At 72.8% G+C, this 17,263-nt stretch carries 16 protein-coding genes; 9 read left to right on the plus strand and 7 right to left on the minus strand.

Annotated elements, in window-relative coordinates; translation table 11 throughout:
* Positions 1-45: 45 nt before the first annotated feature.
* The gene (locus ACGH7X_RS33305; RefSeq protein ID WP_399892427.1) at positions 46-996 is read right to left on the minus strand and encodes an FAD-dependent oxidoreductase; all 951 of its coding nucleotides are present in this window, start codon (positions 994-996) and stop codon (positions 46-48) included.
* 66 nt (positions 997-1,062) lie between these two features.
* Here ACGH7X_RS33305 and ACGH7X_RS33310 point away from each other — a divergent pair, with 66 nt between their 5' ends.
* A complete protein-coding gene (locus ACGH7X_RS33310) occupies positions 1,063-2,094 on the plus strand; it encodes an oxidoreductase (protein ID WP_399892430.1) in 1,032 nt (343 codons plus the stop codon).
* 59 nt (positions 2,095-2,153) lie between these two features.
* Positions 2,154-3,800, plus strand: a complete 1,647-nt coding sequence (locus ACGH7X_RS33315) for an ABC-F family ATP-binding cassette domain-containing protein (protein WP_399892433.1) — start codon at positions 2,154-2,156, stop codon at positions 3,798-3,800.
* Positions 3,801-3,924: 124 nt separating this feature from the next.
* Here the strand turns inward: ACGH7X_RS33315 and ACGH7X_RS33320 are convergent, their stop codons facing one another.
* From ACGH7X_RS33320 to ACGH7X_RS33330, 3 genes are all read right to left on the minus strand, one after another.
* Positions 3,925-6,285: a Tex family protein gene (locus ACGH7X_RS33320; protein ID WP_399892436.1), complete on the minus strand. Its 2,361-nt coding sequence runs from the start codon at positions 6,283-6,285 to the stop codon at positions 3,925-3,927.
* Between the two features lie 114 nt (positions 6,286-6,399).
* Entirely contained in the window at positions 6,400-6,531 is a 132-nt protein-coding gene (locus ACGH7X_RS33325; protein WP_399892439.1) for an LPFR motif small protein, read from the minus strand.
* A 96-nt stretch (positions 6,532-6,627) separates the two neighbouring features.
* Complete coding sequence (locus ACGH7X_RS33330; RefSeq protein ID WP_399892442.1) at positions 6,628-7,497, minus strand: hypothetical protein; 870 nt, start codon at positions 7,495-7,497, stop codon at positions 6,628-6,630.
* A gap of 113 nt (positions 7,498-7,610) precedes the next feature.
* Between ACGH7X_RS33330 and ACGH7X_RS33335 the strand changes: the two genes are divergently transcribed.
* Positions 7,611-8,579, plus strand: a complete 969-nt coding sequence (locus ACGH7X_RS33335) for a GlxA family transcriptional regulator (RefSeq protein ID WP_399892445.1) — start codon at positions 7,611-7,613, stop codon at positions 8,577-8,579.
* Between the two features lie 81 nt (positions 8,580-8,660).
* Positions 8,661-9,296 (plus strand): DJ-1/PfpI family protein, encoded by a 636-nt coding sequence (locus tag ACGH7X_RS33340; RefSeq protein ID WP_399892447.1) that lies wholly within the window; start codon positions 8,661-8,663, stop codon positions 9,294-9,296.
* Here the strand turns inward: ACGH7X_RS33340 and ACGH7X_RS33345 are convergent.
* Entirely contained in the window at positions 9,283-10,050 is a 768-nt protein-coding gene (locus ACGH7X_RS33345) for an enoyl-CoA hydratase/isomerase family protein (protein WP_399892450.1), read from the minus strand. The two genes, ACGH7X_RS33340 and ACGH7X_RS33345, sit on opposite strands and share 14 nt — an antisense overlap.
* A gap of 214 nt (positions 10,051-10,264) precedes the next feature.
* On the opposite strand from ACGH7X_RS33345, the gene ACGH7X_RS33350 reads away from it, so the two are divergent.
* Positions 10,265-10,717 carry an ATP-binding protein gene (locus ACGH7X_RS33350; RefSeq protein ID WP_399897514.1) on the plus strand — a complete coding sequence of 151 codons (453 nt, stop codon included), beginning with the start codon at positions 10,265-10,267 and terminating at the stop codon, positions 10,715-10,717.
* A gap of 36 nt (positions 10,718-10,753) precedes the next feature.
* Here the strand turns inward: ACGH7X_RS33350 and idi are convergent, their stop codons facing one another.
* Positions 10,754-11,347: an isopentenyl-diphosphate Delta-isomerase gene (gene idi / locus ACGH7X_RS33355; protein ID WP_399892453.1), complete on the minus strand. Its 594-nt coding sequence runs from the start codon at positions 11,345-11,347 to the stop codon at positions 10,754-10,756.
* Positions 11,348-11,530: 183 nt separating this feature from the next.
* A complete protein-coding gene (locus ACGH7X_RS33360; protein WP_399892456.1) occupies positions 11,531-12,469 on the minus strand; it encodes a cation diffusion facilitator family transporter in 939 nt (312 codons plus the stop codon).
* A gap of 409 nt (positions 12,470-12,878) precedes the next feature.
* Between ACGH7X_RS33360 and ACGH7X_RS33365 the strand changes: the two genes are divergently transcribed.
* Genes ACGH7X_RS33365 through ACGH7X_RS33380 form a run of 4 tightly spaced genes read left to right on the plus strand, consistent with a single transcriptional unit; the run spans position 12,879 to position 17,260 of the window.
* On the plus strand, positions 12,879-14,705 hold the full coding sequence (locus ACGH7X_RS33365; RefSeq protein WP_399892459.1) for a DUF5941 domain-containing protein: 1,827 nt from the start codon (positions 12,879-12,881) through the stop codon (positions 14,703-14,705).
* Entirely contained in the window at positions 14,702-15,454 is a 753-nt protein-coding gene (locus ACGH7X_RS33370) for a sugar phosphate nucleotidyltransferase (protein WP_399892462.1), read from the plus strand. Before ACGH7X_RS33365 ends, ACGH7X_RS33370 begins: the two co-directional genes overlap by 4 nt.
* Positions 15,442-16,503 (plus strand): iron-containing alcohol dehydrogenase family protein, encoded by a 1,062-nt coding sequence (locus tag ACGH7X_RS33375; RefSeq protein ID WP_399892465.1) that lies wholly within the window; start codon positions 15,442-15,444, stop codon positions 16,501-16,503. The genes ACGH7X_RS33370 and ACGH7X_RS33375 overlap by 13 nt, the downstream gene beginning before the upstream one ends.
* Positions 16,481-17,260 carry a CDP-alcohol phosphatidyltransferase family protein gene (locus ACGH7X_RS33380; RefSeq protein ID WP_399892468.1) on the plus strand — a complete coding sequence of 260 codons (780 nt, stop codon included), beginning with the start codon at positions 16,481-16,483 and terminating at the stop codon, positions 17,258-17,260. The genes ACGH7X_RS33375 and ACGH7X_RS33380 overlap by 23 nt, the downstream gene beginning before the upstream one ends.
* Positions 17,261-17,263 lie beyond the last annotated feature (3 nt).

Here is a 17,263-nt window from a genome sequence, read left to right on the forward strand (position 1 = left end):
TCCCTGCCGGCCGATCGACCGGCAGGGACGGCAGGGACGACGGCGTCAGGAGGCGAGCCCGGCCGCCTCGTGCGCGCAGCCCCAGGCCACGGTCACACCCGCGCCGCCGTGACCGTAGTTGTGCACCAGCAGCCGGCCGTCCGGCAGCGTTTCGCGCTCCAGCCGGACGGCGTTGCGCGCCGGCCGCAGCCCGACCGGGTGCGCGAGCACCCGCGCCCCGGCGATCTCGGGCCGCAGCGCGGCGCACCGCCGCACGATGTCCTCGGCGACCGCCGGGTCCGGCTCGGCCGACCAGGCGTCGTCCTCGGCCGTCCCGCCCAGCAGGAGCCGGCCGGGTTGCGGAAGGAAGTACGTCACCTCACCGGAGACGGGATCGGTGGAGACCAGCCAGGTCCGGATACCGGGGTTCTCCACCACGACCAGTTGACCGCGCACCGGCCGCACGGCCGGGTCCGGCACCAGCTCCCGGGCGCCCAGGCCCGTGCAGTTGACCACGACCGGCGCGTCCGCCTCGGCCAGGTCACTCACCGTACGCGCCTCAACCGTGCCACCCGCCGCCACAAGGCGCTCCCGCAACCAGGGCAGATGAGTCGACATGTCGATGAGTGGCAGCCGCGCCCACAGCCCCTGCCCGGCGTACTCCGCGGCACTCGCCGCACGCAGCCCCGGCAGCCGGGCGGCGGCCCACGGACCCACCTCGTCCAGGCCGGTCTCGCCGAGCACCCCCTCGACCATGCGTACGCCGGTGAGCTCGGGCCGCGCGGCCAGCTCCTCGTACACGTCCAGGGAACGCAGCGCCCACGCGCGCACCAGCTCCACCGGCTCGATCCGGTACGGCCACCACAGCCCGCCCGCGACCACCGAGGTGGTCCGCTCGACGGGCTCCCGCGACCACAGCCGCACCCGCCTGCCCCGCTCGGCCAGCACGACGGCCGTCGTCAGCCCGACCACCCCGCCGCCGACCACGACGACTTCGCCATCCAGTTCGGTTTCCACACCGGGACGTTAGCGGAATGCCCCATGCCGCGCTCGAAGCGGCCCCGACCCGGGAATACTCACCGTATGGCTGCCGAGTACGCGACCTTCGGTCTGGCCCCGGCGACGCGCGCCGGCGGGGTCCGCACCGACGGCGACTTCCAGGTCCACCGCGACTTCGTGGACTTCGTCGTCGACGGACGCCCCCTCCTGTTCCGCCTCTCCGACCTGGACGCCGTCTCCCCGCTCGCCTCCGACGTACCGCCCGCGATCTTCACCGCGCAGGTCCGCAGCCTGCTCCTGGAGACCGACGCGCCGCTGCCCGGCGGGCGGTACGTCATCTACGGCTGCCCGGAGTGCGAAGACCTCGCCTGCGGCGCGGTGACCGCCGTGATCCTGCGGGACGGCGACGACTTCGTCTGGCGGGACTTCGCCTGGCAGACCGGAGAACACGCCGACCTGGAGTTCAACGCCTACCACGGCATCGGCCCGTACCGCTTCTCCGGTGCCGAGTACCGCGCGGCCCTCGCCGCCCTGCTCGAGGGCTCCGCGCACTCCCGCCGCAGGGTCCTGCTGATCGGCGCCCGCGTCGCCCTGCTCGCCAGGCTCGCCGCGACGCTGCGCACCATCGGCATCGGCGCCGACATCACCCAGGACGCCCGCGACGTACCGGCCGACGAACTGCGGACCTACGGCGCCGTCGCCTTCGGCCGCGCGGTCACCGAGGAGCAGCGGACGGCCGTACTCCGGGCCTTCGCGGACGCCGGCGCGGACGTGGCCCACGTCGACGGACTCGCGCCGATCGTCCCGCTGCTCGTCGCCCAGATCGAACACGCCCTGGACCGCGGCCCCGCCGAACGGCGCCGGCTGACCCGCCTGACGGCGACCGGCGCCGCCGCGGACGTCGAGGTCACCTCGCCGTGCCGGGTACGGCTCACCGCGTACCGGCTCGACCGCCTGCACCGCACCCACGTCCACGAGGTCCTCGACGACGTGCTCCAGCCGGGCGGCCACCGCATCGCCCTGGACGCGAGGACGGTCCGGGGCGAGTCCTTCGTGGTGGCGCGGACACCGGGAAGCGTGCTGGTCGCGGCGGTGACGCAGGACCGGCCCGGCTGAGCGGGCGCGGGAATACCCGGCTGAGCGGTCGCCCGACCGGGGCTAGGATCGACGGTCTGATGACTGCCACCCTCGTCGCCAAGAACCTCGCCGCCGGCCACGGAGACCGCTCCCTGTTCACCGGGCTCGACCTCGTCGTCGCACCCGGCGACGTGATCGGCCTCGTGGGGGCCAACGGCGCGGGCAAGTCCACGCTCCTGCGGATGCTCGCCGGGCTGAGCACGCCGGAGCAGGGCGAGCTGCGCCTGTCCCCGCCCACCGCCACCGTCGGCCACCTCCCGCAGGAGCCGGAGCGCCGCCCCGGCGAGACCGTCCGGGCGTTCCTGTCCCGCCGCACCGGCGTCACCGACGCCCAGCACGCCATGGACGAGGCCACCCAGGCCCTGGTCGACGGCGCCCCCGGTGCCGACGACGCGTACGCCAACAGCCTCGAGCGCTGGCTGGCCCTGGGCGGCGCCGATTTCGACGACCGGGCGGGGGAGACCACCGACGCGCTGGGCCTGAGCGTCGACCTGGACCAGCCGATGACGTCGCTGTCCGGCGGCCAGGCCGCACGGGCCGGCCTCGCCTCCCTCCTCCTCTCCCGCTACGACGTCTTCCTGCTCGACGAGCCGACCAACGACCTCGACCTGGAGGGCCTGGAGCGCCTCGAACGCTTCGTGACCGGACTGCGCGCCGGCACCGTCGTCGTCAGCCACGACCGCGAGTTCCTCACCCGCACCGTCACCAAGGTCCTCGAACTCGACCTCGCCCAGCGGCAGATCAACCTCTACGGCGGCGGCTACGAGGCCTACCTGGAGGAACGCGAGGTGGCCCGCCGGCACGCCCGCGACGAGTTCGAGGAGTACGCCGACAAACGGGCGTCCCTCCAGGACCGGGCCCAGACGCAGCGCGCCTGGATGGACAAGGGCGTCAAGAACGCCCGGCGCAAGGCGGGCAACGACAACGACAAGATCGGCCGCAAGTTCCGCAGCGAGGCCAGCGAGAAGCAGGCCGCCAAGGCCCGCCAGACACAGCGCATGATCGAACGCCTGGACGTCGTCGAGGAACCGCGCAAGGAGTGGGACCTGCGCATGGAGATCGCCTCGGCGCCCCGCTCGGGCGCGGTGGTCGCCACCCTGCGCGACGCCGAGGTCCGGCGCGGCGACTTCGTGCTCGGCCCGGTCTCCCTCCAGATCGACTGGGCGGACCGGGTGGCGGTGACCGGAGCCAACGGCGCGGGCAAGTCCACCCTGCTGGGCGCCCTCCTGGGCCGCGTCCCGCTCGACGCCGGGCACGCGGCGCTCGGCTCCGGAGTCCTGCTCGGCGAGGTCGACCAGGCCCGCAAGCTGTTCTACGGCCCCGAGTCCCTGCTCGACGCCTTCCGCGCCCCCGTCCCCGACACGGAACCGGCGGAGATCCGCACCCTCCTGGCCAAGTTCGGCCTCAAGGCGGACCACGTCACGCGCCCCGCCTCCACCCTCTCCCCGGGCGAACGCACGAGGGCCGCCCTCGCCCTCCTCCAGGGCAGCGGCGTCAACCTCCTGGTCCTGGACGAGCCGACCAACCACCTCGACCTACCGGCCATCGAACAACTGGAGTCGGCCCTGGACGCCTACCAGGGCACACTCCTCCTGGTCACCCACGACCGCCGCATGCTCAACGCGGTACGGGTGACGAGGCGCCTGGAGGTCACGGACGGCAAGGTGGTGGAGGCTCCCGCCTAACTGCGGGCAGTCGTACACCCCCCCCCGAGCTGCGGGCAGTCGTGCCGCTGGGGCGGCACGGGTGGGCGCAGGCGGCACCCCGCAACGCCGGGCTGCGGCACCCCCCGGCCCCAGCACCGGTCGCCTACGCCAACCCGGCCCGCCGCAATGCGTCAGCCATCGCCCCGCTGGACGGCGAAGGCGCCGCAGACGACCGCCCCTTCCCCCCACCGCCGGAGGCACCCCGCTGCTGCCGCTGCCGAGGCGGCTTCCCACCTCGCTCCTTCTTCGGCTCCCCCTCGGCAGCGGCCTCGTCGTCCAACCGCAACGTCAACGAGATCCGCTTCCGCGGAATGTCGACGTCCATCACCTTCACCCTCACGATGTCCCCGGGTTTCACCACGTCCCGCGGATCCTTCACGAACGTCTTCGACATCGCGGACACGTGCACGAGCCCGTCCTGATGCACACCGACGTCCACGAACGCCCCGAAGGCGGCGACATTCGTGACGACACCCTCCAGCACCATCCCGGAGGACAGGTCGGAGATCTTCTCCACGCCCTCCTTGAAGGTGGCCGTCTTGAAGGCGGGCCGCGGGTCGCGCCCCGGCTTCTCCAGCTCCCGCAGAATGTCCGTGACCGTCGGCAGGCCGAACGTCTCGTCCACGAACTCCGCCGGCTTCAACGACCGCAGCACCGAGGTGTTGCCGATCAGTCCGGCCATCTCCTGCCCGGCGGTCTTCACCATCCGCCGCACCACCGGGTACGCCTCCGGGTGCACGCTGGACGCGTCCAGCGGGTCGTCACCGCCCCTGATCCGCAGGAAGCCCGCGCACTGCTCGTACGCCTTGGGGCCGAGCCGCGCCACCTTCTTCAGCGTGGTGCGCGAGGTGAACGGCCCGTTCGCGTCGCGGTGCGCCACGATGTTCTCGGCGAGTCCGGACGTGATGCCGGAGACCCGGGCGAGCAGCGGCGCGGAGGCCGTGTTGACGTCCACGCCCACGCCGTTCACACAGTCCTCGACCACCGCGTCCAGGGAGCGGGAGAGCTTCACCTCGGACAGGTCGTGCTGGTACTGGCCGACACCGATCGACTTCGGGTCGATCTTGACCAGCTCGGCCAGCGGGTCCTGGAGCCGCCGGGCGATCGACACCGCGCCGCGCAGCGAGACGTCCATGTCCGGCAGTTCCTGGGAGGCGAAGGCGGAGGCCGAGTACACGGAGGCGCCCGCCTCGGACACCATCACCTTGGTGAGCTTCAACTCCGGGTGCTTGGAGATGAGTTCCCCGGCGAGCTTGTCGGTCTCGCGGGAGGCCGTGCCGTTGCCGATGGCGATCAGGTCGACCGTGTGCTCCTTGGCCAGCCGCGCCAGCTTGGCGATCGCCTCGTCCCACCGGTTGGCGGGGACGTGCGGGTGGATCACGTCGGTGGCCACGACCTTGCCCGTCGCGTCGACCACGGCGACCTTCACGCCGGTACGGAAACCGGGGTCGAGGCCGAGCGTGGCGCGGGTGCCCGCCGGGGCGGCCAGCAGCAGGTCGCGCAGGTTGGCGGCGAACACGTTCACCGCCTCGTCCTCGGCGGCGGTGCGCAGCCGCAGCCGGAGGTCGATGCCCAGGTGGACCAGGATGCGGGTGCGCCAGGCCCAGCGGACGGTGTCCCCCAGCCACTTGTCCGCGGGCCGGCCGCGGTCGGCGATCCCGAACCGGCTCGCGACGATCCCCTCGTACGACGACCGGCCCTCGGTGGCCTCCTCGGGCTCCAGGACCAGGTCGAGCACGTCCTCCTTCTCGCCGCGCAGCATCGCGAGGATCCGGTGCGAGGGCAGCTCGGTGAACGGCTGGGCGAAGTCGAAGTAGTCGGCGAACTTGGCGCCGGCCTCCTCCTTGCCGTCCTTGACCTTGGCGGCGAGCCGCCCGCGCCCCCACATCCGCTCCCGCAGCTCGCCGATCAGGTCGGCGTCCTCGGAGAACCGCTCCGTGAGGATCGATCGCGCCCCGTCCAGGGCGGCCTGCGGATCGGCCACCCCCTTGTCGGCGTCGACGAACGCGGCCGCCGCGGCGAGCGGATCCACCGACGCGTCGGCGAGCAGGCCCTCGGCCAGCGGCTCCAGCCCCGCCTCGCGCGCGATCTGCGCCTTCGTGCGCCGCTTCGGCTTGAACGGCAGGTAGATGTCCTCCAGGCGCGCCTTGGTCTCCGCCGCCCGGATGCGGGCCTCGAGCTCCTCGGTGAGCTTGCCCTGTTCACGCACCGAGTCGAGGATCGCCGTCCGCCGCTCCTCCAGCTCTCGCAGATAGCGCAGCCGCTCCTCGAGCGTGCGCAGCTGCGCGTCGTCGAGCATCTCGGTCGCTTCCTTGCGGTAGCGGGCGATGAAGGGCACTGTCGAGCCGCCGTCGAGCAACTCCACCGCGGCCCTTACCTGCCGCTCCCGCACGCCGAGCTCGCCGGCGATCCTGCTTTCGATGGACCCTACGTCGAAAGACGCGCTGGACCCGGGTGTCGTCACGATCCCGTACCGCCTTCTCACTGAGGTTGCGCGGCAATTGTGGCAGGTGACACCGACAATCGGGGATCAGGGCACCGTCCGGGCCGGTCGGACCGGTGCGGACCGGGGCCGGGATCAGGCCTTGCGGCCCCGGGTGGCGGACGACGCCCCGCCGAAGAGCCGGGCCAGGGCCCGGAAGGGAAGCGTCACCACGGTGGCGAGTGCGCCACCGATCTGGCGCAGTACGTCTGCGATGGCACGGAACACGAGTTGCCCCTTTCGTCTCCCGGCCCCATCGGCCGGGAGACCTACGGGTACCTCCGTAGCGGCTCGGCATGCCCGTTCACGTGCCCGGGCGTGTCCTCAGCGCTTGGCGAGCAGGTCCGCCGGGAAGGCGCCGGCGCCGAGTGCCGTACGCGCGAAGGCGGTTGCGAGTTCCGTCAGGCGTGTCACGCCCTCGGCCCCCAGGTGCGTGTACGGGGCCGTGTCGAGCCGGTCCGTCTCCCGTTCGATCCCCTCGCGCAGGGCCGTGCCCTCCTCGGTCAGCTCGCCCGCCGCGTCGATCAGCCCGCGCTCGCGCAGTCGGCCGGTCGCCGCGTCCCACTCCTCCCGGGACCAGCCCCGGGTGCTGAAGATCCACTTCGGCGCCATGCCCTTGCCGGTCGCGGTGTGTGTGACCAGCGCCTCCAGACCGTCCAGGCCCGCGGTCACGAGCGCGGCGAGGTGACCGTCGCCCCGGTGCTCGCGCAGCAGCGTCGCCGCGTGCCAGAACGCCAGGTGCGGCGCGTCGGGCACGGGCAGGTCCGCGTGGGCCGAGTAGAGCGGGCGGGCCCCGCGCGTGCAGCCCTCGGTGGCGCGCAGCGCCAGGCCCGCCGCCTCCGACATCTCGGCCGACGTCAGGGTCTCCTCGCCCAGCAGCCGGCGCAGCGTCGCATCGACGGCACGCGCGCGTGCCGCCAGGGCCTGCTCCGGCGTGACCGTCTCCCAGACGGCCGGCACGTGCCGGGCGACCAGGTCGTGCTTGTAGTTGTAGAAGGCGGCCGTCACGGCACCCGCCCCGACTGGCCCCAGCGCGGCGGCGCGCACCGCGAAGTTGACGGCCCGGGGGTCGGTGACCCCCAGGGCGCCCAGTTCCCGGCCCAGGTCGGGCGAGAAGTAGTGCGTCGAGTGCAGCGAGTTGAGCGCGTTGTGGCAGCGGCGGCCGGCGCGTGGATCGATGGCGGCAGTGGTCATGCCGCGCAGGTTACCAACCGCTCAGTACGCCCTCCAGACGTGCGTGCCGCATGGCAGGAAAGGTGGGGTACTCGTCATTGCGGCCATCCGGCGGCGAGCGAAGAATCGACGGTATGCCGCAGCGAACCGGTCGCACCGTCCTGGTAATCCTCTTCGACCACGTCCAGAGCCTCGACGTCACCGGCCCGGTCGAGGTCTTCGCGGGCGCCGAGCAGCACACGCCGGGGACGTACCGCATCAGGACGGCCTCGCTGGACGGCGCTCCCGTGCGCACCTCCAGCGGTCTGACCCTCGTACCGGACCACGCCCTGATGGACGCGCCCGAGCCGGACACCCTGGTGGTTCCCGGCGGCCGGGGCACCCGGAGCCCCGACCCGCGCCTGACCGACTGGCTGCGCGGGCACGGACCGGACGCCCGGCGCCTGGTCTCGGTCTGCACCGGGGCCATCCTGCTCGCCCGCGCCGGTCTGCTGGACGGCCGCCGCGCCACCACCCACTGGGCCTACTCCGACCGGCTCGCCCGCGACCACCCGGCCGTGGACGTCGACCCCGACCCGATCTACATCCGGGACGGGAACGTGGCCACGTCCGCCGGCGTCACCTCCGGCATCGACCTCGCCCTCGCCCTGGTGGAGGAGGACCTGGGCCGGGACGTCGCCCTGACCGTCGCCCGCCACCTCGTGGTGTTCCTGCGCAGGCCCGGGAACCAGGCCCAGTTCAGCGCCCAGCTCGCCGCCCAGACCGCGCGTCGGGAGCCGCTGCGGGAGCTTCAGCACTGGATCACCGAGCATCCGGGCGCCGATCTGAGCGTCGAGTCCCTCGCCGCCCGCGCCAGTCTCTCGCCGCGCCACTTCGCCCGCGCCTTCCAGGCGGAGACCGGCACCACGCCCGGCCGGTACGTCGACCGGGTCCGGCTGGAGCACGCCCGCCGGCTGCTGGAGGACACCGGCGACGGCGTCGAGGAGGTCTCCCGCGCCAGCGGCTACGGCACCCAGGAGGCCATGCGCCGCGCCTTCGTCAAGGCCCTCGGAACCCCACCGGCGGAATACCGCCGACGCTTCCGACCCGCGCCCGTCACCTGAGGGCGCCGGGACGGAATGACCGAGAACCGAATGGCCGAGAACCGAATGAACCGAGAACCGAATGACCGAGAGAGGAAACACGTGCAGATCGCCATCGTTCTCTTCGACCGCTTCACCGCCCTGGACGCCGTGGGCCCCTACGAGACCCTCGGCCGTCTCCCGGACGCGGAGACCGTCTTCGTCGCGGAGCACACCGGACCCGTCCGCACCGACACCGGGAACCTCGCGCTCACCGCCGACCGGGCCCTGACGGACGTACCGAGCCCCGACATCGTCGTCGTCCCCGGAGGTCCGGGACAGACCCCGCAGATGGAGAACGAGGCCCTGCTGGACTGGCTGCGCGCGGCCGACGCCACCAGCACCTGGACCACGTCCGTGTGCACCGGCTCCCTGCTGCTCGCCGCCGCCGGACTGCTGGAGGGGCGCCGCGCCACCTCGCACTGGCTGGCGCTGGACCACCTGAAGCGGTTCGGCGTCGAACCGACCGGGGAGCGGGTGGTGACCGACGGCAAGTACGTCACCGCCGCCGGCGTCTCCTCCGGCATCGACATGGGACTGACCCTGCTCGGCCGGATCGCCGGCGACGACCACGCCCGGGCGGTCCAGCTGCTGACCGAGTACGACCCGCGGCCGCCCTACGACGCCGGGTCCCCGGACAAGGCGCCCGCGCACCTCGTCGAGGAGCTCCGTGGCAGGAGCCGGTTCATCCTGACGTAGGGGCGCTCCCCGGCACGCTCCAGCCGAAACGCGGCTGCCTGCGTTCGAGGAAGGCGGCGACACCCTCCGCGGTGTCGCCGCTGCCGTCCGCCTGCGCGGCCCAGTGGGCGTCCCGGTCGGTGCGGCCGTTCGCGAACTCCTTCGCGGCGGCCTGCGTCAGCTGTGAGCGGGACACCAGCAGCCGGGTGAACTCCGCCACCCGCTTGCCGAGTTCGCCCTCCGGCAGCACCTCGTCCACCAGGCCGGTGCGCAGGGCCCGCTCGGCGTCGATCAACTCGCCGCTGAACAGCAGGTACTTCGCGGTGGCGGGCCCGGTCAGCGCCACCAGCCGCCTGGTCGCGGACGCCGGGTACACGACCCCCAGCTTGGCCGGGGTCACCCCGAACAGCGCCGACTCCTCGGCGAACCGCAGGTCGCAGGCGGCTGCCAACTGCGCCCCGCCACCCACGCAGTGACCCCGGACCGCCGCCAGCGTCGGCTTGGGGAACGCGGCGAGGGCCTCCTCGGCCCGTACCGCCAGCCGCTGCGCCTGACCGGCCGACTCCCGCAGGGTCGAGATGTCGGCCCCGGCGCAGAACGTCCCGCCCTCCCCGGTGAGGACCAGCGCCCGCACTCCGGGATCCCCGGCCAGGGCGCCGAGCAGCCGGGGCAGCGCCCGCCACATCGAGGCCGTCATGGCGTTGCGCTTGGCCGGATGGTGGACGACGACGGTGGCGACCGAGTCGGCGACCCGGTGCAGCAGCTGCGGCTCCATGGACCGGATGCTATCCACCGGCTCTTCGCTTCGAGCGGACGGGCAGGGGACGGGCAAGCGGAACAGGAACGGTCCCACAACTGACCGTGTCATACGCCAACGATCAGAAACCGCTCGATACATGCTGACTTGTGTTCAGTCATCCGGGGCGGAGCGGCGCGTTACCAACACTCGGGGTGTGGTGACAATCGAGCCCAGGGGTGGCGACCGGACGATGGACGAGACCGGGCCCGCCGGGCCGCTGCCGTACGAAGGTGTCTGGCGGTTCACCGCCCCCGCCGTGGACGCGTCGGTCCCGCAGGCACGGCACGCCGTGCGCGACCTGCTGGTGCGCCAGGGCGTGCCGGTCTCCGACGACGTGACGCAGGCCCTGCTGCTGATCGTCTCGGAACTGGTCACGAACGCGGTCCGGCACGCGGCGGTGCTGTCGCCGGTGCTCGCCGTGGAGGTCGCGGTCGGGCCCGAGTGGGTGCGGGTGGCCGTGGAGGACGACCACCCCTACCGCCCGACCGCCCTGGAGACCGACCACGGCCGGACCGGCGGGCGCGGGCTGCTCCTGGTCCGCGAGATCACCCGGGAGACGGGCGGAGCCTGCGACGTGGCCCACACCGCGAGCGGCGGCAAGGTGATCTGGGCCGCCCTGCCGCTCAAGCACGCCCCGCGCTAGGACCGCCGCGCCAGGACCGCCGCGCAAAACCGCCGCTCACCAGCTCGCGGACGGGCCCGTCAGCTCGCGGACGGCCGGCCGGGCCGCGTCGAGCACCGTCATGAACCACGCGGAGAAGGTGTCCTTCGCGTGCCGTTCGGTCAGCTCGGCCGGGGACACGAAGGCCGTCCCGGCCACTTCCTCCGGGTCGGGGCGCGGCTCCGCCTGCACCAGGCCGACGAAGAGGTGGTTGTACTCCTGCTCGACCAGCCCGGACGCCGGGTCGGGGTGGTTGTAGCGCACCGTGCCCGCCTCGGCGAGCAGGGAGGGCGACACCCCCAGCTCCTCGTACGTCCGCCTGGCCGCCGCCGCGAACGGCGCCTCCCCCGGGTAGGGATGACCGCAGCAGGTGTTGGACCACACACCGGGGGAGTGGTACTTGCCCAGCGCCCGCTGCTGGATCAGCAGCCGCCCCCGCTCGTCGAAGAGGAACACGGAGAAGGCGCGGTGCAGCCGCCCGGGCGGCTGGTGCGCGGAGAGCTTCTCCGCGGTGCCGATCGTCACGCCGTTCTCGTCGACCAGTTCCAGCAAAATCGCGTCTGCGGTGCCGTTCGACGAGCTGGGCGTCGCGGTGGCAGGAGTGATCGGCATACCCATCCTTCACGTCGGTCCTCGCGCCCCAAGTGTGCCGTACCAAAGCGGCACTCCCGGCACTTCCCGGCACACCCGCATGTCCCACGCGCCTTGCGCGGGCGGCGGGCGTCGCCGGTCGGACACCGAGGAGGGGTCCGATTGGTGATCGTGCCCTGCGCCGCCGTCCGGGAACCGTCCGGTTCAGCGGCACAACCGCGCCTCGTGCTCCGCGTGACCGCCGGGTTCCAGCTGGAACGTGCAGTGCTCCACGTCGAAGTGGTCGCCGAGGCAGCCCTGCAGTTCGTGCAGCATCTTCTCGTGGCCGATCGCGCTGAGCGCCTCGCCGTTCACCACCACGTGCGCCGACAGCACGGGCATGCCCGAGGTGATGGTCCAGGCATGCAGGTCGTGCACGTCCTCGACCCCGTCGAGCGCCAGTATGTGGGCGCGCACCTCGGCGATGTCCACGCCCTTGGGCGCGGCCTCCAGCAGCACCTCCAGGGTCTCGCGCAGCAGCCGCCAGGTACGGGGCACGATCATCAGGCCGATGACCAGCGACGCGATCGGGTCGGCCGGCTGCCAGCCGGTGGCCAGGATCACCAGCGCCGAGACGATCACCGCCAGGGAGCCCAGCGCGTCCGCCGCCACCTCCAGGAAGGCGCCCCGCACGTTCAGGCTCTCCTTCTGCCCGCGCATCAGCAGCGACAGCGAGATCATGTTCGCCACCAGACCGATCGCGCCGAAGACGACGGTCAGCCCGCCCGCGGTGTCGGCGGGTGTGACGAACCGCTCGACCGCCTCGTACAGCACGTAGCCGCCGACCCCGAGCAGCAGCAGACAGTTGGCCAGGGCGGCGAGGATCTCGGCGCGGGCGTAGCCGAAGGTGCGCCGGTCGCTCGCCGGGCGTCCCGCGAAGTGCACGGCCAGCAGCGCCATGCCGAGCCCCAGGGCGTCCGTCGCCATGTGCGCGGCGTCGGCGATCAGCGCGAGCGAGTCGGCGAGCAGGCCGCCGACGATCTCGACGACCATGACGGTGAGGGTGATCGCCAGCGCCACCCGGAGCCTGCCGCGGTAGGCGGCGGTCGCCGTCCCGCCGGCGTGCGCCCCGTGCGCGTGCCCGTGATCGTGCCCAGCCCCCATGAGAAAGCCGCCTCCCTGTGTGTACCGGCCGCCGGTGTCCGGCGCCCGAATGACAGTCAACTACGGGTAGGGGGTATCCGGCAACGCGGCACTGAACACCGTTGTCATGTGCCCTGACCTGCGAAAATGTTGTGCAGGTCAGAGCGTTGAGGGGGATGCGCCGACACGGGGCGATGTCCGCGATGCCCGGTCTGGGGAGCGCGGTTTGTGGGGCGGCCCCCCGATCCACGATGATGATCGCGGCAAAGGCGGGTGCAAGCGGCGCCGACCGACCGTGAAACGGGCGGTGAACACGGCGTTCCGGGGATCCGATAGCCTCTGCCGACATGCTGCCCGGGTGCCGCCGGCACGGGCGCGCCACCATGCACAGACCCGGCGTCCAGGCGCCGGCACCAGGGAGTGAGTTCGGTTGCCGACCGCCATCCTCACCGGTCAGCCGGTCCCCGGTTCGTCGATCGAGAGCGAGCTGCGGTCCCTGGGCTTCGACGTGCACCACGCCGCCGGTGCGGCCGACACCGAGTCCCTGCTGGCCCGGGTCCCCGGCGGGGAGCGGGTCGCCTTGGTCGACGCCCGCTTCGTGGGCCACCCGCACGCCCTGCGCCTCGGTCTCACCGACCCCCGCTTCCCGCTCTCCGCGATCCCGGGCGCCGTGACCGCCCAGCCGCCCGCCCGCCAGGCGCTGACCCGCGCGATGGCCCGCGAGAACTCCGCGGGCGGCGGCACCGCGCTGGCCGTGGACAGCCTCGCCGACCGGATCGCCGCCGCCCTCGACGCCGACGGCGCGGACGTGCGCCGCCCTCCACTGGGCACCCTCGTCGCCGCGGTCCCCGCCGACCCGCAGGCCCGCAACGAGGCCCGGCAGGCCGTCGCCGCCGTCGACGACGAGGCCGTACGCCTGAACTCGTCGGTCAAGGCCCGCGACGGCTTCGTCACCACCCACTTCATCAGCCCCTACTCGCGCTACCTGGCCCGCTGGTGCGCCCGCCGGGGCCTGACCCCCAACCAGGTCACCACCGCCTCGCTGTTCACCGCGCTCATCGCGGCGGGCTGCGCCGCCACCGGCACCCGCGCCGGGTTCGTCGCCGCAGGCGTGCTGCTGATCGCCTCCTTCGTCCTCGACTGCGCCGACGGGCAGCTCGCCCGCTACTCCCTGCAGTACTCCACGCTCGGCGCCTGGCTCGACGCCACCTTCGACCGCGCCAAGGAGTACGCCTACTACGCGGGCCTCGCCCTCGGAGCCGCCCGCGGCGGCGACGACGTATGGGCGCTGGCGCTCGGCGCGATGGTCCTGCAGACCTGCCGGCACGTCGTGGACTTCTCCTTCAACGAGGCGAACGCCGACAGCACGGCCGCCGGCGCCAACACCAGCCCCACCGCCGCGCTCTCCAACAAGCTCGACAGCGTGGGCTGGACGGTCTGGGCGCGCCGCATGATCGTCCTGCCGATCGGCGAACGCTGGGCCGCCATCGCCGTCCTGACCGCACTCGCCACGCCCCGGATCACCTTCTACGTGCTGCTGATCGGCTGCGCCTTCGCCGCGGCGTACACCAGCGCCGGCCGCGTCCTGCGCTCGCTGACCCGCAAGGCCGCCCGGACCGGCCGGGCGGCGAAGGCGCTGGCCGACCTCACGGACTCCGGCCCGCTCGCCGAGGCTGCCGCCAAGGGGCTCGCCCGGACCGCCGACCGGCTGCCCGGCTACGCCGCCCCCGGCCTGGCCCTCCTCGGCGGCGTGGCCGTCGTCGCGACGGGCGCGCTCACCGACTTCGGCGGCCCCTGGCCGCTCGTCGCCGCGATCGTCTACGTCCTGACCTCGGCCCTCGCCGTCGCCCGCCCCCTCATGGGCGTCCTCGACTGGCTGGTCCCGCCCTTCTTCCGGGCCGCCGAGTACGGCACCGTACTGGTACTGGCGGCGAAAGCCGACGTGAACGGGGCGCTTCCGGCGGCTTTCGGGCTGGTGGCCGCGGTCGCCTACCATCACTACGACACGGTCTACCGCATCCGCGGCGACGCGGGCGCGCCGCCGCAGTGGCTGGTGCGGACGGTCGGGGGGCACGAGGGCCGCACGCTGGTGATCACCGTGCTGGCCGTGCTCCTCACCGCCACACAGTTCAAGGTCGCGCTCACGGTCCTCGCCGTGGCCGTGGCTCTCGTGGTGCTCGTCGAGAGCATCCGCTTCTGGGTTGCCGCCCACAAGGTCGGCGCACCCGCCGTACACGACGAAGGAGAACCCGCATGATCGGCCTCGTGCTGGCGGCCGGCGCCGGACGCCGTCTGCGCCCCTACACCGACACCCTGCCCAAGGCACTGGTCCCGGTCGGCCCCGAGGGCGCGGAGGACGGCATCACGGTGCTGGACCTGACGCTGGCCAACTTCGCCGAGGTCGGCCTCACCGAGGTCGGGATCATCGTCGGCTACCGCAAGGAAGCGGTGTACGACCGCAAGGAGGAGCTGGAGCAGAAGTACGGCGTCAAGCTCACCCTCATCGACAACGACAAGGCCGAGGAGTGGAACAACGCCTACTCCCTGTGGTGCGGCCGCGACGCCCTGGCGGACGGTGTGATCCTCGCCAACGGCGACACCGTGCACCCGGTCTCCGTCGAGAAGACCCTGCTCGCCGCCCGCGGCGACGGCAAGAAGATCATCCTCGCCCTCGACACGGTGAAGAACCTCGCCGAGGAGGAGATGAAGGTCGTCGTCGACCCCGACAAGGGCGTCCGGCGCATCACCAAGCTGATGGACCCGGCCGAGGCGACCGGCGAGTACATCGGCGTCACCCTCATCGAGGGCGAGGCCGCCGCCGACCTGGCCGACGCGCTGAAGGCCACCTTCGAGCGCGACCCGCAGCTGTACTACGAGGACGGCTACCAGGAGCTGGTCAACCGCGGCTTCAAGGTCGACGTGGAACCGATCGGCGACGTCAAGTGGGTCGAGATCGACAACCACGACGACCTCGCCAAGGGCAGGGAGATCGCGTGCCAGTACTGACGAGGCTCATCCCGTCGCCGGTCGTCGTGGACATCCGCGCGGGTGCCCTCGACGACCTGGGGTGTGTGCTCGCCGACGAGCGCATCTCCCACTCGGGCAAGCTCGCCGTCGCCGTCAGCGGCGGCTCCGGCGCCCGGCTGCGCGAGCGCGTCGCCCCGTCCCTGCCCGGCGCCGACTGGTTCGAGGTCGGCGGCGGCACCCTGGACGACGCGATCAAGCTGGCCGGCGCCATGAAGGGCGGCCACTACGACGCGGTCGTCGGCCTCGGCGGCGGCAAGATCATCGACTGTGCCAAGTTCGCCGCGGCGCGCATCGGCCTGCCGCTGGTCGCCGTGCCCACGAACCTCGCGCACGACGGACTGTGCTCGCCGGTCGCCACCCTCGACAACGACGCGGGCCGCGGCTCCTACGGCGTGCCCAACCCGATCGCCGTCGTCATCGACCTGGACGTCATCCGCGCGGCCCCGGCCCGCTTCGTGCGCGCCGGCATCGGCGACGCCGTCTCCAACGTCTCCGCGATCGCGGACTGGGAGCTCGCCAACCGGGTCAAGGGCGAGAAGATCGACGGCCTGGCCGCCGCGATGGCCCGCCAGGCCGGCGAGGCCGTGCTCCGGCACCCGGGCGGCATCGGGGACAACGAGTTCCTCCAGGTGCTGGCCGAGGCGCTGGTGCTCAGCGGCATCGCCATGTCGGTCTCCGGTGACTCGCGGCCCTCCTCGGGCGCCTGCCACGAGATCAACCACGCCTTCGACCTGCTCTTCCCCGAGCGCGCGGCCGCCCACGGCGAGCAGTGCGGCCTGGGCGCGGCCTTCGCGATGTACCTGCGCGGTGCGCACGAGGAGTCCGTCCACATGGCCGGGGTCCTGCGCCGGCACGGCCTGCCGGTGCTGCCGGAGGAGATCGGTTTCACGCCCGAGGAGTTCTTCCGGGTCGTCGAGTTCGCCCCCCAGACGCGGCCCGGCCGCTACACGATCCTCGAGCACCTCGCCCTCAACACCGACCAGATCAAGGACCTGTACGCCGACTATGTCAAGGCCATCGGTAGCTGAACTACGTCCGGTCGTCCATCCCGCGGGAGTCAAGGACCGGCGCAGCGGTGAGCACTGGGCGGGACGCCTCTACATGCGCGAGGTCTCGCTGCGGATCGACCGCTACCTGGTGAACACCAGGATCACGCCCAACCAGCTCACGTACCTGATGACCGTCTGCGGCGTGCTCGCGGCCCCGGCGCTGCTGGTGCCGGGCGTCTGGGGCGCGATACTCGGCGTCGTCGCGGTCCAGCTGTACCTGCTCCTCGACTGCGTCGACGGCGAGATCGCCCGCTGGCGCAAGCAGTACTCGCTCGCCGGCGTCTACCTCGACCGCGTCGGCGCCTACCTGACCGACGCCGCGGTCCTCGTCGGCCTCGGCCTGCGCGCCGCCGACGTGTTCGGCACCGGCCGGATCGACTGGCTGTGGGCCTTCCTCGGCACCCTCGCCGCGCTCGGTGCCATCCTGATCAAGGCCGAGACCGACCTGGTGGGCGTCGCCCGGCACCAGACCGGGAAGGCGCCGGTCCAGGAGGCCGCGTCCGAGCCGCGCTCCTCCGGCATGGCGCTGGCCCGCCGGGCCGCCGGGGCGCTCAAGTTCCACCGGCTGATCCTCGGCATCGAGGCGTCCCTGCTGATCCTCGTCCTCGCGATCGCCGACCAGGCACGCGGCGACCTCTTCTTCACCCGCCTCGGCACCGCCGTACTCGCCGGCATCGCGCTGCTGCAGACCCTGCTGCACCTGGTGTCCATCCTCGCCTCCAGCAGGCTGAAGTGAGCG

The sequence above is a fragment of the Streptomyces sp. BBFR51 genome (genome assembly GCF_044591655.1).
GTDB lineage: Bacteria > Actinomycetota > Actinomycetes > Streptomycetales > Streptomycetaceae > Streptomyces.

What these genes read in the sequence shown, in the direction of transcription:
- ACGH7X_RS33310 (WP_399892430.1), top strand. Translation starts at nt 1,063, where the DNA reads ATGGCTGCCGAGTACGCGACCTTCGGTCTGGCCCCGGCGACGCGCGCC.
- ACGH7X_RS33315 (WP_399892433.1), top strand. Translation starts at nt 2,154, where the DNA reads ATGACTGCCACCCTCGTCGCCAAGAACCTCGCCGCCGGCCACGGAGAC.
- ACGH7X_RS33330 (WP_399892442.1), bottom strand. Translation starts at nt 7,497, where the DNA reads ATGACCACTGCCGCCATCGATCCACGCGCCGGCCGCCGCTGCCACAAC.
- ACGH7X_RS33335 (WP_399892445.1), top strand. Translation starts at nt 7,611, where the DNA reads ATGCCGCAGCGAACCGGTCGCACCGTCCTGGTAATCCTCTTCGACCAC.
- ACGH7X_RS33345 (WP_399892450.1), bottom strand. Translation starts at nt 10,050, where the DNA reads ATGGAGCCGCAGCTGCTGCACCGGGTCGCCGACTCGGTCGCCACCGTC.
- ACGH7X_RS33350 (WP_399897514.1), top strand. Translation starts at nt 10,265, where the DNA reads ATGGACGAGACCGGGCCCGCCGGGCCGCTGCCGTACGAAGGTGTCTGG.
- idi (WP_399892453.1), bottom strand. Translation starts at nt 11,347, where the DNA reads ATGCCGATCACTCCTGCCACCGCGACGCCCAGCTCGTCGAACGGCACC.
- ACGH7X_RS33360 (WP_399892456.1), bottom strand. Translation starts at nt 12,469, where the DNA reads ATGGGGGCTGGGCACGATCACGGGCACGCGCACGGGGCGCACGCCGGC.
- ACGH7X_RS33370 (WP_399892462.1), top strand. Translation starts at nt 14,702, where the DNA reads ATGATCGGCCTCGTGCTGGCGGCCGGCGCCGGACGCCGTCTGCGCCCC.
- ACGH7X_RS33380 (WP_399892468.1), top strand. Translation starts at nt 16,481, where the DNA reads ATGTCAAGGCCATCGGTAGCTGAACTACGTCCGGTCGTCCATCCCGCG.